We start from the raw sequence: 13,957 nt of genomic DNA on the forward strand, positions 1-13,957 counted from the left end.
CTTGTTGAACCTCTGTGCGGCGGATTCAGCGGTAGTCGACCCAGACCCCTCCCTGATCGGCCGAGCGGACGCAGGCCTCCACCCAGCGCACGCCCTCCACCCCCGCCGCGATGCCCGGATAGTGCACGGGTGCGGGCCGGCCCTCGTCCGCGGCCTCCATCGCCTGCGCGAAGCGGTCGTAGAGATTGGCCCACGCCTCGAAGAGCCCCTCGGGGTGGCCCGTGCCGATCCGGTCGTCGGCAAGCGCCGCGGGATGCAGATAGGACATTCCCCGTTCGAGAATTTTGGTCGGCTCGCCCTGCACCTCCCACGAGAGCTGGTTCGGCCGTTCGTCCCACCATTCGAGACTGGCTCTTTCTCCCACGATGCGAACCTTCTGGCTGTGCATGGCGCCGGCGTTGACCGCGCTGCACCAGGCGGTGCCGAAGGCGCCGTTGTCGTATTCCATCAGCGTCACGGCGTTGTCCTCCAGCGGCGTGCGGCTGGCCACGAAGCTTTGCCGCGCGCAGAGCAGCCGGCGGATCTTCAGCTGGGGCGCGATCATCCCGGCGATGTAGAGCGGATGGGTGCCGAGATCGCCCAGCACGTAGGAAGGACCGGCGAAGCGCGGATCGACCCGCCAGCGCGCCGCCGGGTTCTCCAGCTCGACCGCGGTGTTGTGGAAGCCATGCGCGAACTGCAGGTTCACCAGCCGAATCTCGCCCAGCTCGCCCGCCGCCACCAGCTCTCGGGCATGTTCCAGCACCTGATGGCCGCTATAGCCGTAGGTCACGCCGACGATCCGGCCCTGCTCCTCGGCAAGGCGCTGAAGGTCTTCTGCCTCGGCCACGGTGAAGCACAGCGGCTTCTCGCAGATCACGTGCAGGCCGTGCTCCAGCGCCGCCCTGGTGATCTCGTAGTGGGTGTTGTTCGGGGTGGCGATCGAGACGGCGTCGATGCCGTCCGGGCGCCGGGCCTCATCGGCGAACAGGCTGCGCCAGTCCGCATGGCACCGCGCCGGATCGAGGCCGAGATCCGCCCCGAATGCCCGGCCGCGCGCCGGGTCCAGATCGAAGGCCCCCGCCACGAGGTCGAAGTGCCGGTCGCGCAGGGCGGCGCAGCGGTGGACATAGCCGATCTGGCTGCCGCGACCGCCGCCCACCATTGCCCACCGCCGGGCCGCCTTCGTCTTTCTGTCGCCGTAGAGCATTGTCTTTCCTCAGAAACCGACGCTGGCCAGATAGTCGCGGCTTTGCTTCACGTCGCTCAGGCTGCTTGAGGCAGTCCGCGGGTCGCGCTCCTGCTCGACGGTGATGAAGCCCTCGTAGCCAAGGTCCGAGAGCAGGTGGCGGATCGCGGGATAGTCGATGACGCCGCGCCCGATCGGGCACATGACGCCCTGCGCGCAGGCCTCGAAGAAGCGGATGCGCTCGCCCATCACCCGGTCGAAGACCGCGCGGTCGATGTCCTTGAAGTGGATGTAGTCGAGCCGGTCCGCGTGACGCCGCAGCATCTCCATCGGGTCCATGCCGGAATAGCAGGCATGGCCGGTGTCGAGGCACAGTCCCGCCTCGGTGGCCGGAACATCCGCAAGGATGCGCCCGATCTCGTCCTCGAACTCGATATGGCCGCCGGCGTGGGGATGGATCACCGCACGGACGCCGTACCCGTCCCGGGCGCGGCGGGCGACGGCGCGGATGTTCTCCACCATGCCCTGCCACGCCTCGTCCGACAGCCGCGGCGCGCGGTCGGGATGGCCGGCGGCGTAGTCGCGTTCGTCGTGGCCCCAGTCCATCACCGTCAGGTAAGGCGCCGGGAAGCGCTGGCCCGCGGCGGTCGGCGGCGCAGGCAGGGCCGTCAGCAGCGCGCAGATCCCGTCTGTCTGGCGAAGAAGGTCTTCACGCCTGTCCAGCGACACGAGGTCGTCGAAGATCGTGCCCGCCACGATGAACAGCCCGCGCCGGTGCAGGGCTTCCGAGACGGTGGCCGCGTCAAGCGGCACATAGCCGTAGGGGCCGAGTTCCAGCCCGCCATAGCCCGCGGCCGCGGCCTCGTCCAGCACGCGCCGCCATGGCGGCAGGTGCGGATTGCGCACGTCATCGACGCCCCAGCAGCATGGCGCCGTGGTGATGGTTATACTCATTGTGATCCATTTTGCTCGCAGGCGCCCGGCGCTTCGGCTTGGCGGCCCTCTCCCTTGCGTTGAAGCATTACCGCCGGGTAGCCTCGCCATAAAGCATCGTTTTGAGGGGAATCCATCAACGGTGCGGCGGTGGCGGCGGAGGATCCGGATGGCGCGCAAGGTGAGCATGACGGATGTGGCCCGCGAGGCAGGCGTCTCGGTCGCGACCGTCGATCGGGTGCTCAATGGCCGCGGCGGGGTAAGACCCGGGAAGGAGGAGCAGATCCTGGCAGCCTCGCGCCGTCTGGGCATCGACCGCGCCCTGCGGCACCGGCCGGCGCGCACGCTGCGGATCGCGGTGATGATCCAGCATCCGAAGAACCCGTTTCACGCCGCGCTGCGCGAAGGGATCGATCTGGCGGCACGCCTGCACGACGACCTGAACATGCAGTTCCAGGTCCGCCACATCGTCGTGCGCGACGCGGCCGGAATCGCGGCCGCGATCCGCTCGCTCGACCGGATCTGCGACGGGCTCATCATCTCCAGCGCCGAGGAGCCGGGCCTTTGCGCCGCCATCCGTGAGCTTGCGGCGCGCGTGCCGGTGGTCACGCTGGCGACCGACCTCGCCGACAGCGGGCGTGCGGCCTATGTCGGCCCCGACGACCACCGGGCGGGCCGCGTGGCGGGCGACCTGATGGCGCGGCTTCTGGGACCCGAGGGCGGACGCGTGATGATGATGGCGGGGCTCATGGACTTCTCGGGCCAGCGCGCACGCGAGGCGGGCTTTCGCGAGGTGGTGGCCGAGCATCATCCCGCCTGCCGCCTCGTGACGGTGATCGAGACCGGCGAGGACCATGCCGTCGCCGGGCGGCTGGCCGAGGTCGCCATGCGCAACGACCCCGACCTGCGCGGGATCTACCACACGTCGGTCGGCGCGCTGGCCATCGTCGAGACACTGGAGCGGATGGGCCGGCGGAACCGCGTGGAGATCATCACGCACGAACTGACGCCCAACCGGCGGATGCTGCTGCGCGAGCGGCGGATCAGCGCGGTGATCGACCAGAAGCCGCTGCTCGAGGCACGGCTGGCGGTCGAGACCATGGCCCGCCTGCACGGCCGGCTGCCGGGCCTGCCTGCCTCGATCTCGACCGACATCCAGATCTTCATGCCCGAGAACGCCTGACCCGAACGCCCGGCCCTGCTGCCTAGCGCGGCGGGTCGATCGTCAGCCTGACTGCGGCATACCAGTCGGCAGCCGCGCGGATCTCCTCGTCGGTCAGGTCCGCGGCGATCGGCGACATGATCTCGTGCACCCGCCTGCCGGTCCGGAAGGCCTTGAGCTGCGTCTCGATGTAGATCGCGCTTTCGCCGGCAAGGTTGGGCGCGTCCTCCAGCACCGCCACGCCCTCCGCACCGTGGCAGAGCGCGCAGGCCTCGGGCGCGTCACCGGGACCAAGGCCGGGCTTCAGCGCGACATGGATGGTCTGCGAGGAGAACCATGCCGCGAGATCGGCGATCTGCTCGTCGGTCAGCGAGGCGGCGACCACCGACATGATCTCGTGCACCCGCTGCCCCTCGCGGAAGGCGGTCAGCTGGTGACGGATATAGGACGGATGCTCGCCGCCGATATGGGGCGCGATGGGGATCCTGGCAAAGCCGTTCAACCCGTGGCAGGTGCGGCAGAGCCCGGCTGCGACCTTGCCCGCTGCCGGATCGCCGTCCTGGGCCAGGCCCGCCGGCGCGAGCAGCGCCCCGACGAGACCCGCCAGAAGCGCCGCCGCCCTCATTCCGGCTCATACCAGATGCGGTAGATCGCACCCACCAGATCGTCCGAGACGAGGATCGAGCCGTCGCGCAACTGCGCCACGTCGACGGGCCGCCCGAGATACTCGCCGTTCTCGTCGATCCACCCTTCGGCAAAGGGCTTCGCCGTCGCCGTGCCATCCTCGGCCACCGTCGTCACCATGACGCGCGCGCCCACCGGCGTGGTGCGGTTCCACGAGCCATGCTGTGCCGAGAAGATCGCGCCCCGGTATTCCTCGGGGAACATGGTCCCGGTGTAGAACATCATGCCGAGGTCGGCGGCATGGGCCTGCATCTCGACCACGGGCATCACCGTGTCGGCCGGCGGCTCCTCGTCCTTGTATTCATTGGTGCGGACGCTGCCGCCGCCATACCACGGGAAGCCGAAGTTCTGCCCCGGCGCCGTCGCGTGGTTCAGCTCGCCCGGCGGGATGTCGTCGCCCATGCCGTCCACCTGGTTGTCGGTGAACCAGACCTCGCCGGTCTCGGGATGGATGTCCATGCCGACCGAGTTGCGGATGCCGCGGGCGAAGACCTCGCGGCCCGTGCCGTCGGTCTTCATCCGCACGATGCCGCCGATGCCCCATTTGTCATAGACCTCGCGCTTCTCGGGCGGGGGCACGTTGAAGGGCTGACCGAGCGCGATGTAGAGCATGCCGTCCGGCCCCACGTCGCAGACCCGCGCGGTGTGGTTGTAGCTCTCCTCCGCGGGCGGGATCAGCTCGCCCTGCTTCACCAGCGTGAAGGCCGCGACATCGCCGGATTCATAGTAGAACTCGGCGGCAGGAAACAGCAGGACGCGGTTCTGCTCGGCGATGTAGAGGATGCCGTCCTTCGAGAAGCAGGGCCCGTTCGGAATGGCGAAGCTCAGCGAGGGCGCGAAGTCCTTCACCTCGTCGGCCACGCGGTCCTTGTTGCGGTCGGTGACGGCCCAGACCTTGTCCTTCCGCGTGCCCACGAAGGTCACGATGCCCTGCGGGCCCACTGCCATGTGACGGGCATCCGGCACCACCGCATATAGCCCGATACGGAAGCCGGGCGGCAGGGTGATCCGCTCGAGGGTCTTGCGGATGCTCTCGGCGAAGGGGCCGCCCTGCTCGACGAAGGTGAACTCGGTCTTTCCGGTGCTCTGGAAATTCGACAGCTTCTCCAGATTGTCCGGCACCTCGGCACCCTGCGCGTGGGCCAGTCCCGCGGACAGGGAAAGTGCCGCGATGGACGAGGTCAGTCGCTTCATGTCTTCCTCCCGTGATGAACCGTCACATCCGGGCCGCGGCCGCCCCGCGGGCGACAGCCAGCCTGCGGTCTGTGCTGCAAGAACCGGCTACACCTCCCAATGTGGCCGCGCGGTCAGGATAGCTGACCGGTTCGACGGTCTGTCAACGGAAATTGCCCGACACCCCCGGTGCCCGGGCGCATGACCTTGGGGAAGGAAGGCGTGCCCGCGGCAGTCCCGCCACCTTCCCCCGCCTGGTGGTCTGGGCTAACAGGGGGCGTCATTTCAGGAGGTTTCCATGACCGAGATCACCCGCATCGAGAGCGGCCCGCGCATGAGCCAGGCCGTCAGCGCGAACGGCATCGTCTGGCTGGCCGGCCAGGTCGGCAAGCCCGGCGACAGCGTGGCCGACCAGACCCGCACCTGCCTTGCCGAGGTCGACCGGCTTCTCGCACTGGCCGGCACCGACAAGACGCGGATCGTCTCGGCGCAGATCTGGCTGGCCGACATCGCCGACTTCGCCGAGATGAACTCGGTCTGGGATCAATGGGTGCCCGCCGGCCATACCCCGGCCCGGGCCACCGGCGAGGCGAAGCTCGCAGCACCCGACTACCGGGTGGAAGTCATCGTCACCGCGGTGATCTGATGCGACGGGCGGCGGCCCTCCTGCGACCGGAAGCCGCCGCCCGCCAGTCCGAGCCGCCCCGGCGGAGCGGCGAACCCTGAACCCGCCGGATCGGCGCGCGGCGGGGCCGATGCTCCCGCAGCGCCCGAGGGGAACGTGGCGTGCGCGTCGCCGCCGTCAGCGGCCGAGATAGGCGAGCAGCTGCCGCGTCGAGCCGTCCTTTTCCGCGGCGGCCGCCCGGCCCTCCAGCATCGGCTGCAGCGCCAGCGCCAGTTCCTTGCCAAGCTCCACGCCCCACTGGTCGTAGGAGTTGATGCCAAGGATCACGCCTTCCACGAACACCCGATGCTCGTAGAGCGCGATGATCTGGCCCAGCACCGCAGGCGTCAGCTTCGGATAGGCCAGCGTGGTCGAGGGGCGGTTGCCGGGGAAGACCCGGTGCCGCGCCTGCCGCTCCAGCTCGCTGCCCGTCAGGCCCTTCCGAGCCATGATCGCCCGCGCCTCGTCAAGGCTGCGGCCGCGCAGCAGCGCCTCGGACTGGGCGAGGCAGTTGGCGACCAGCAGAAGGTGCTGGTGCGCAAGGTCGGGCTCGTGCCCCTCGCGGGCGACGAGGAATTCGCAGGGCACGATCCGGGTGCCCTGATGGATCAGCTGGTAGAAGGCGTGCTGGCCGTTCGTCCCCGGCTCGCCCCAGACCACCGGTCCGGAATGCAGCGCCAGATCGTGCCCATCCATCGCGACCCGCTTGCCGTTCGATTCCATCTCGAGCTGCTGGAGATAGGCCGGCAGCCGCGCAAGCCGCTGGTCATAGGGCAGGACGGCCCGGGTCGCATGGCCGCAGACCTGATTGTGCCAGATGCCGACGAGCGCGAGCATCACCGGCAGGTTCTCGCGGAACGGCGCCTCGCGGAAGTGGCGGTCCATCGCCGCCCCACCGGCAAGGAACTCGTCGAAGGCCTCCGGGCCGATGGCGATCATCAGCGAGAGCCCGATCGGCCCCCACATCGAATAGCGCCCGCCCACCCAGTCCTCGAAGCCGAAGACGCGCGACGCGTCGATGCCGAAGGCCGCGGTCTTGTCGGCTGCGGTTGAGACGGCGGCGAACTGCTCGGCGGGGGTCGCGACCTTCGCGGCCATCCAGCGCCGGACGGTTTCGGCGTTGGTCATGGTCTCGATGGTCGTGAAGGTCTTCGAGGCGACGATCACCAGCGTGGTCGCGGGGTCGAGGCCCCGCAGGATATCCGCGGCATGGGCCCCATCCACGTTCGAGACGAAATGGCATCGCGGCCCGTCGGCATAGGGCGCGAGCGCCAGACAGGCCATCGCCGGCCCGAGGTCCGAGCCGCCGATGCCGATGTTCACCACATCGGTGATCGCGCCGCCCTGCCCCGTGAACCGCCCCTCGCGCACGTCGCGGGCGAAGGCCTGCATCCGGGCATGGGTCTCGCGCAGCGCGGGCGTGACATCGGTGCCGTCCACGAAGACGGGCGTGTCCATGTTGCGCAAGGCAGTATGCAGCACCGCCCTGCCCTCGGTCTCGTTGATCTTCCGGCCGGCGAACATCGCGTCGCGCTTCTCGGCCACGCCCGCGGCACCGGCCAGATCGACCAGCAGGTCGCGCGCCGTGTGGTCGATGTTGGTCTTCGACCAGTCGAAGAGCATGTCGCCGAAGCGCGTCGAGAAGGCCTCGGCCCGCCGCGGGTCCGCGAACAAATCGAGGATCGCGCGGTGGTCGACCGCCTGCTGATGCGCCTTCAGCGCCTGCCAGATCTGCTTCATTCCGTTCCGTCCACTATTCCGCCCAGTGCACCGTCGCATTCGCGAGCAAAGCCTTGATCGGGGCTTCCTTCGGCGTCAACCCCTGCGCCCGCTCCAGCGCGGCACGCTTTGCCGCGCCCACGATCAGCACATGGATCGCCAGCGCCCCCTTCAGCGCCGGCGCCGTCAGCGTGATGCGCGGCTCGCCCGCGGCCTCCGCCCGCAGCGCCATCAGAAGCGGCGCGTTGTCCGACAGCGACTCCTCCAGCCGGTCCGCCCCGGGAAAGAGCGAGGCCGTATGCATGTCGTCGCCCATGCCCAGCAGCAGCACCGAGATCGGCAGATGCGGCCGGATCGCCTCGGCCAGCCCCTCGAGCGCCTCTTCCGGCGTCTCGGTATCGGCGCGCAGCGGCAGATAGTTCGCCGCCGCCGCCGGCCCGGTCAGCAGCCGCTCGCGCAGCAGGCGCGTGTTCGAGCGCGGGCTGGTCTCGGGCACCCAACGCTCGTCGTTCAGGAACACCGTGACCTTCGACCAGTCGATATCCACCCCCGAGAGCGTGTCGAACATCGGCCCCGGCGTGGTGCCGCCGGGCACGCAGAGGCTGGCGTGATCCTCGCGGCGCAGGAAATCGGCCAGTTCCCCGGCGATCGTGTTGGCCAGCGAGAGCATCAGGAACTCGCGGTCAGGGTATTCGACGAATTTCATGTAAGGTCTCCTCGCGTGACAGGTCGCGCGCCGGCGCGGCAGCCGCCCTTACCGGATCTCGCGCCAGCGCCGCCCGTCGCGGTGCATCAGCATCAGCGCATCCTCGGGCCCCGAGGTTCCCGGCTCGTAGGTGCAGGGCCGGTCGCCGCGCCGCTCCCACGAGGCGATGATCGGATCGACCCAGGCCCAGGCAGCCTCGACCTCGTCGCCGCGCATGAACAGCGTCTGGTTGCCGCGGATCACGTCCATGATCAGCCGCTCGTAGGCGTCGGGTATGTCCTCGCCGTTCTCGCCCAGGGCCTCGGCGAAGGACATGTCGAGCGGCACCTGCGTCAGCCGCATCCCGCCCGGCCCCGGCTCCTTGATCATCACCTTGAGGTTGATCCCCTCGTTCGGCTGCAGCCGGATCACCAGCACGTTCTCGCGCCAGTCCTCGGCATCGTCGAAGATCGAATGTGGCGGCTCGCGGAAGGTGATGGCGATCTCGGAGGTCCGCGCGCGCAGCCGCTTGCCGGTGCGCAGGTAGAAGGGCGTGCCCTTCCAGCGCCAGTTCGAGATATGCACCTTCATGGCGATGTAGCTTTCGGTGCGGCTCTGCGGATTTCCCGAATGGCTGAGATAGCCCTCCTGCCCGCTCCCGGCGAGGTATTGCCCCCGCACGATGTCCTCGGGCGGCACCGGGTCGAGCGCGCGGATCACCTTCAGCTTCTCGTCGCGCACGGCGTTGGGGTCGAAGTGATAGGGCGGCTCCATCGCGATCAGGCAGAGCAGCTGCATCATGTGGTTCTGCACCATGTCCCGCATCGCGCCCGAGGTATCGTAATAGGCGCCGCGGCCGCCCACGCCCACCGTCTCGGCCACGGTGATCTGCACATGGTCGATGTATTGCGCCTTCCACAGCGGCTCGAACAGGATGTTGGCGAAGCGCACCGCCATCAGGTTCTGCACCGTCTCCTTACCAAGGTAATGGTCGATCCGGTAGATCTGCTCTTCCGAGAAATGCTGGGCCAGCACCGCATTGAGGGCCCGGGCCGAGGCGAGGTCGCGCCCGAAGGGCTTCTCGACCACGATGCGGCTCTGCGATCCCGCGATGTCGTGCTCGTGCAGGCGCTCGGCCAGCGCGCCGAACAGCGACGGCGCGACCGAGAAGTAGAAGGCGCGCACGACGTCCGGGCGCATCATCTCCTTCAGTTGCGCCCAGCCCGAGGTGCCGGTGGCGTCGATGGCGACATAGAGGATCCGCTCGAGGAAGGCGGCGATCACCGCCTCGTCGCGACGGGCCGCGGGGACGAACTCCTCCAGCGCGGCGCGGACCTGACCGCGGAAGGTCTCGGCGTCCATCTCGGAACGCGCGGCGGCGATGATGCGGCTTTCCGGCGGCATCTGCCCGCCGAGGAAGCGCCGGTAGAGCCCCGGCAGGATCTTCCGCCGCGCGAGGTCGCCGGTGCCGCCGAAGATGACCAGATCGAAGGTGTCCACCGGGATGACTCGCGAAACCATGGGCTCTCTCCGCATCTGTTAGCGCTAACGGGCCTTCTTCTAGCGGCAGACGGAGGCCAAGTCCAGCGCCGGCCGACCGGCCCCCGACCCCGGAGGCAAGGCATGGTATTCACGGTTCTGCCCCGAGCGCGACAAAAAAGGTTCGCTCCGCTTCCCGGAAGCGGCCACCTGCCACCGGATGCAGCATCGATCCTTGCCAAGGCGATGCCCTGCGAGAGAGCGCAAGCCCTCGGACGCCACACAACGGAATACCGGAGCGATCAGGCAGCTTTGGCGCCAGCCCGGAGCCGGAGAATTTTGAGGAAGTGCTCTGGAGGCGGGTACCGGAATCGAACCGGTCTTCACGGATTTGCAATCCGCTGCGTAACCTCTCCGCCAACCCGCCGAGAGCGCGTTTCGTCTAGTGGCTGCGGCAGCCCGCGTCAAGGCACTTCGCGATGCCTTCGTGCTTGCGCGCGGCGACGAGACCGCTATAAGGCCCCATCCTTCCGCACTCATGCGAACCGGCGCAGACTCTCGTGGACGGACCGCGGAAGGATCGGTCCGACCTATGAAATGCGCCCGACAGAACTGGAGACCGCATGCCGCTTTACGAGCATGTCTTCATCGCGCGTCAGGACCTGTCCAACGCGCAGGCCGAAGGGCTCATCGAACACTTCTCGACCGTCCTCGCGGACAACGGCGGCAAGGTCGTCGATCGCGAGTACTGGGGCGTCAAGACGATGGCCTACAAGATCAACAAGAACCGCAAGGGTCACTATGCCTTCCTGAAGTCGGACGCGCCCTCGGCCGCCGTGCAGGAAATGGAGCGCCTGATGCGGCTGCATGACGACGTGATGCGCGTCCTGACCATCAAGGTCGACAAGCACCCCGAAGGCCCCTCGATCCAGATGCAGAAGCGCGACGAGCGTGAGCGCGGCGACCGGGGCGACCGTCCCGACCGTGGCGACCGCGGCGATCGCGGCGACCGCGGCGGCTTCCGTCGCTGATCGAGTAGAGGAGACATCCCATGGCCAACAAACCCTTCTTCCGTCGCCGCAAGGTTTGCCCGTTCTCGGGCGACAATGCCCCCGCGATCGACTACAAGGACACCCGTCTGCTCCAGCGCTACATCTCTGAGCGCGGCAAGATCGTCCCGTCGCGCATCACCGCCGTCTCGGCCAAGAAGCAGCGTGAACTCGCCGCCGCCATCAAGCGCGCCCGGTTCCTCGCCCTGCTCCCCTACGCCGTGAAGTGAGGAGCTGATCCCATGCAAGTCATCCTTCTCCAGCGCGTGGCCAAGCTCGGCCAGATGGGCGAGGTCGTGAACGTCAAGGACGGTTACGCCCGCAACTACCTGCTGCCGCAGGGCAAGGCGCTGCGCGCCAACGATTCGAACATCAAGTCGTTCGAGGCCCGCAAGGCCCAGCTCGAGGCGCAGAACCTCGAGACGAAGAAAGAGGCCGCCGCCGTCGCCGAGAAGCTCGACGGCCAGAGCTTCGTAGTGATCCGCTCGGCGTCGGACGCCGGCGCGCTCTACGGCTCGGTCACCACGCGCGACGCCGCCGACGCGGCCACCGCCGCGGGCTTCACCGTTGGCCGCGGCCAGGTCATCCTTGATCGTCCGATCAAGGAACTGGGCCTGCACACCGTCACCGTGACGCTGCACCCGGAAGTCGCGGTGAAGATCACGCTGAACGTCGCCCGTTCGCCGGAAGAGGCCGAACTTCAGGCCTCGGGCAAGTCGATCCAGGAACTCGCGGCCGAGGCGGAAGCCGCCGCGGATTTCGAGATCGCGGAACTGTTCGACGAGATCGGCGCCGCCTCGCAGGAAGAGTAATCTTCCCCGACCGCCTTCTGAAACCGCGCCGGATCTCCGGCGCGGTTTTTTTTCATGAGCGGCACGTTCGGGACACTGACGATCGAATGTGCTCCGGCGGGGCCTGCACGTCCCGACGGCACGATGCCGGTCGAACGTGCCCCGGTTGGGCCTGCACGCCGCGACGGGACACTGACAGTCGGACGTGCCCCGGGCTGGACCAGAACGTCCCAACGGCATCCGACAGTCGCGCGTGCCCCGGCCGGGCCTTCTCGTCCCGATGGCACAATGCAAAGGGCCGCCCCGAGGGCGGCCCTGTCATTCGCGAAGCGCGAATGGATCACATCTCGTCGAGGGCCTCGATCGCCTTCTCGAGATCGGCCTTGCCGACTTCCTTTTCCGTCACAGTCGCGCCGGACAGGATGAGGTCCACGACCTTGTCCTCGAAGATCGGCGCGCGCAGCTGCTGCTGGATCTGCGGGTTCTTCTGCACGAACTCGAAATAGGCGCGTTCCTGCCCCGGATACTGACGGGCCTGGGCGAGCACCGCCTGGGTCATCTCGGCATCGGTCACCGTCACCTCGGCCTTGCGGCCGATCTCGGCCAGCAGCAGGCCCAGCCGCACGCGGCGGGCGGCGAGCGCCTTGTGCTCGTCGGTCGGCTCGATATGGCCGTGGTTGTGGCCGTGCTCCTCGGGGTGCTCCTCGTGCCAGAGCTGGTGCGCGATCTGCGCCGTCTCGGCCTCGAGCAGCTTGGAGGGCAGCTCGAAGCTCACGCGTGCGTCCAGCGCATCGAGCAGCGCGCGCTTCAGCACGGCGCGGGCGGCGCCCTTGTATTCCGCTTCCAGCCGCTCGGCGATCTGGGCCTTCAGCCCGGCCAGATCCTCGGCGCCGAATTTCTTCGCCAGCTCGTCATCGATCTCGGCCGGTTTCGGCGCCTTCACCGCCTTCACCGTGCAGGCGAACTCGGCATCCTTGCCGGCAAGGTGCTTGGCGCCGTATTCCGCCGGGAAGGCGACCTTGACCACCACTTCCTCGTCGACCTTGGCGCCGACCAGCTGCTCCTCGAAGCCCGGGATGAACGAGCCCGAGCCCAGGACAAGCGGATAATCCTCGGCCGAGCCGCCCTCGAACAGCTCGCCATCGACCGAGCCCTTGAAGTCGATCACGACCTGATCGCCTTCCTTGGCCTTCGAGCCCTTGCGGCGGTCCTCGAAGTTCTTCGACGACTCGGCGAGGTTCTTCAGCGCCTCGTCGATGGCGGCCTCGTCGGCCTTGACCACCAGACGCTCCAGCGTGATCGAGGCGGTGTCGACCTCCGGGATCTCCGGCAGGGCCTCGTAGCTCATCTCGACGACGACGTCGTTGCCTTCCTTCCAGGTCTCGCCATCGAGCATCCGGACTTCCGGCTGCATCGCCGGGCGGTCGCCCGAGGTCTCGAGATGGTTGCGCATGGCGCCGTCGATGGCGTCCTGCATCGCGTCGCCGAGCAGCCGCGCGCCGAACTGCTTGCGCAGCATCGGCAGCGGAACCTTGCCCTTGCGGAAGCCCTTCATCTCGATGTCGGGCTGCGCCTCGACCAGCTTTTCCTGGACCTTAGCGTCCAGTTCGGCAGCGGTCACCGTGATGGTGTACGCGCGCTTCAGACCTTCCTTCAGGGTCTCGGTGACCTGCATCTTTTCCCGTCCTTCTGTTCCTCTGGTGCGGGTGAAGGGACTTGAACCCCCACGCCTTGCGGCGCCAGAACCTAAATCTGGTGCGTCTGCCAGTTCCGCCACACCCGCCTTCGGGGCCGCACCGGCGATGCGCCCCGAAAATCCGCGCCCTTCTAGCAAAGCGCCGCACCCGATGCGAGAGGAAAAGCATGCGCCCTGCCCCGTCTTCGCCACGAACTTTCCCGTCTTCGCCTTAGAAATGCGCCACCTGAAGGCGAGCCTCCGTCGCGCAGCGGAAGCGGAGACGAGAGCCGAGCATGAACGCCACCACCCGGAGCAGGCCCGCGTCCCGACTGCTGCATCTCGTGCGCCTCGAGGCCGGGGCGGAGGTCCTGACGCTGCGGGGCGTCGTGGCCGCGGGCAGCCTTGCGGCCGGGGACCGGCTGGTGGGGCGATCCGGGGCCATCCGGCTGGTCCGGATCGAGACCTTCGTGCTCCGCGACGTGGAGATGCTGCGCATCGGCGCCGGAACGATGGCGCATGGCCAGCCGGGCGCGCCGGTGCTGCTGCCGCCGGACCAGCCCCTGCGCCTGTCCGGCGAGCGGGCGGATCTCGTCTATCGCCGCGATCCGGTCACGGTGCCGGCCGTCCGCATCGCCGACGGGCGCCTGAACCGGATCGTCCGCATCGCCGAAATCCGCCTCGTGACGCTGGGCTTCGACTCGCCCGCCGCGATCTACGCCGGCGCACTGCAGTGCGTGACCCTGCCCGAGGTCACCCCCGCCCACGGCTGACC

14 protein-coding genes and 2 tRNA genes are annotated in these 13,957 nt (G+C 68.4%); 6 read left to right on the top strand and 10 right to left on the bottom strand.

The window, feature by feature from the left end; all coding sequences use genetic code 11:
• Positions 1–25: 25 nt before the first annotated feature.
• Together CK951_RS08900 and CK951_RS08905 are read right to left on the bottom strand one after the other, a co-directional pair.
• Entirely contained in the window at positions 26–1,189 is a 1,164-nt protein-coding gene (locus tag CK951_RS08900) for a Gfo/Idh/MocA family protein (protein WP_096785806.1), read from the bottom strand.
• Between the two features lie 9 nt (positions 1,190–1,198).
• A complete protein-coding gene (locus CK951_RS08905; RefSeq protein ID WP_096785807.1) occupies positions 1,199–2,122 on the bottom strand; it encodes a TIM barrel protein in 924 nt (307 codons plus the stop codon).
• A gap of 148 nt (positions 2,123–2,270) precedes the next feature.
• On the opposite strand from CK951_RS08905, the gene CK951_RS08910 reads away from it, so the two are divergent.
• A complete protein-coding gene (locus tag CK951_RS08910) occupies positions 2,271–3,284 on the top strand; it encodes a LacI family DNA-binding transcriptional regulator (protein ID WP_096785808.1) in 1,014 nt (337 codons plus the stop codon).
• Positions 3,285–3,306: 22 nt separating this feature from the next.
• Here the strand turns inward: CK951_RS08910 and CK951_RS08915 are convergent, their stop codons facing one another.
• Entirely contained in the window at positions 3,307–3,888 is a 582-nt protein-coding gene (locus CK951_RS08915; RefSeq protein WP_096785809.1) for a c-type cytochrome, read from the bottom strand.
• On the bottom strand, positions 3,885–5,141 hold the full coding sequence (locus CK951_RS08920) for a sorbosone dehydrogenase family protein (protein WP_096785810.1): 1,257 nt from the start codon (positions 5,139–5,141) through the stop codon (positions 3,885–3,887). The genes CK951_RS08915 and CK951_RS08920 overlap by 4 nt, the downstream gene beginning before the upstream one ends.
• 277 nt (positions 5,142–5,418) lie before the next feature.
• On the opposite strand from CK951_RS08920, the gene CK951_RS08925 reads away from it, so the two are divergent.
• Positions 5,419–5,766 (top strand): RidA family protein, encoded by a 348-nt coding sequence (locus tag CK951_RS08925; RefSeq protein ID WP_096785811.1) that lies wholly within the window; start codon positions 5,419–5,421, stop codon positions 5,764–5,766.
• A gap of 156 nt (positions 5,767–5,922) precedes the next feature.
• Here the strand turns inward: CK951_RS08925 and pgi are convergent, their stop codons facing one another.
• From pgi to CK951_RS08945, 4 genes are all read right to left on the bottom strand, one after another.
• A complete protein-coding gene (gene pgi / locus CK951_RS08930; protein ID WP_096785812.1) occupies positions 5,923–7,524 on the bottom strand; it encodes a glucose-6-phosphate isomerase in 1,602 nt (533 codons plus the stop codon).
• Positions 7,525–7,537: 13 nt separating this feature from the next.
• On the bottom strand, positions 7,538–8,209 hold the full coding sequence (gene pgl, locus CK951_RS08935) for a 6-phosphogluconolactonase (protein WP_096785813.1): 672 nt from the start codon (positions 8,207–8,209) through the stop codon (positions 7,538–7,540).
• Positions 8,210–8,257: 48 nt separating this feature from the next.
• Positions 8,258–9,709 carry a glucose-6-phosphate dehydrogenase gene (gene zwf / locus CK951_RS08940; protein WP_096785814.1) on the bottom strand — a complete coding sequence of 484 codons (1,452 nt, stop codon included), beginning with the start codon at positions 9,707–9,709 and terminating at the stop codon, positions 8,258–8,260.
• A 311-nt stretch (positions 9,710–10,020) separates the two neighbouring features.
• Positions 10,021–10,094: transfer RNA gene (locus tag CK951_RS08945), tRNA-Cys, on the bottom strand.
• Positions 10,095–10,290: 196 nt separating this feature from the next.
• On the opposite strand from CK951_RS08945, the gene rpsF reads away from it, so the two are divergent.
• Genes rpsF through rplI form a run of 3 tightly spaced genes read left to right on the top strand, consistent with a single transcriptional unit; the run spans position 10,291 to position 11,528 of the window.
• Positions 10,291–10,698 carry a 30S ribosomal protein S6 gene (gene rpsF / locus CK951_RS08950; protein WP_096785815.1) on the top strand — a complete coding sequence of 136 codons (408 nt, stop codon included), beginning with the start codon at positions 10,291–10,293 and terminating at the stop codon, positions 10,696–10,698.
• Positions 10,699–10,718: 20 nt separating this feature from the next.
• Positions 10,719–10,946 (top strand): 30S ribosomal protein S18, encoded by a 228-nt coding sequence (rpsR, locus tag CK951_RS08955; RefSeq protein ID WP_002720283.1) that lies wholly within the window; start codon positions 10,719–10,721, stop codon positions 10,944–10,946.
• Positions 10,947–10,958: 12 nt separating this feature from the next.
• The gene (gene rplI / locus CK951_RS08960) at positions 10,959–11,528 is read left to right on the top strand and encodes a 50S ribosomal protein L9 (protein ID WP_096785816.1); all 570 of its coding nucleotides are present in this window, start codon (positions 10,959–10,961) and stop codon (positions 11,526–11,528) included.
• Between the two features lie 319 nt (positions 11,529–11,847).
• Here rplI and tig read toward each other — a convergent pair whose 3' ends face one another.
• Entirely contained in the window at positions 11,848–13,182 is a 1,335-nt protein-coding gene (gene tig, locus CK951_RS08965) for a trigger factor (protein WP_096785817.1), read from the bottom strand.
• Positions 13,183–13,205: 23 nt separating this feature from the next.
• Positions 13,206–13,290 (bottom strand) — tRNA-Leu (locus tag CK951_RS08970).
• Positions 13,291–13,478: 188 nt separating this feature from the next.
• Between CK951_RS08970 and CK951_RS08975 the strand changes: the two genes are divergently transcribed.
• Entirely contained in the window at positions 13,479–13,955 is a 477-nt protein-coding gene (locus CK951_RS08975; RefSeq protein WP_096785818.1) for a Hint domain-containing protein, read from the top strand.
• Positions 13,956–13,957 lie beyond the last annotated feature (2 nt).

The sequence above is a fragment of the Rhodobacter sp. CZR27 genome (assembly GCF_002407205.1).
Classification (GTDB): Bacteria; Pseudomonadota; Alphaproteobacteria; order Rhodobacterales; family Rhodobacteraceae; genus Cereibacter_A.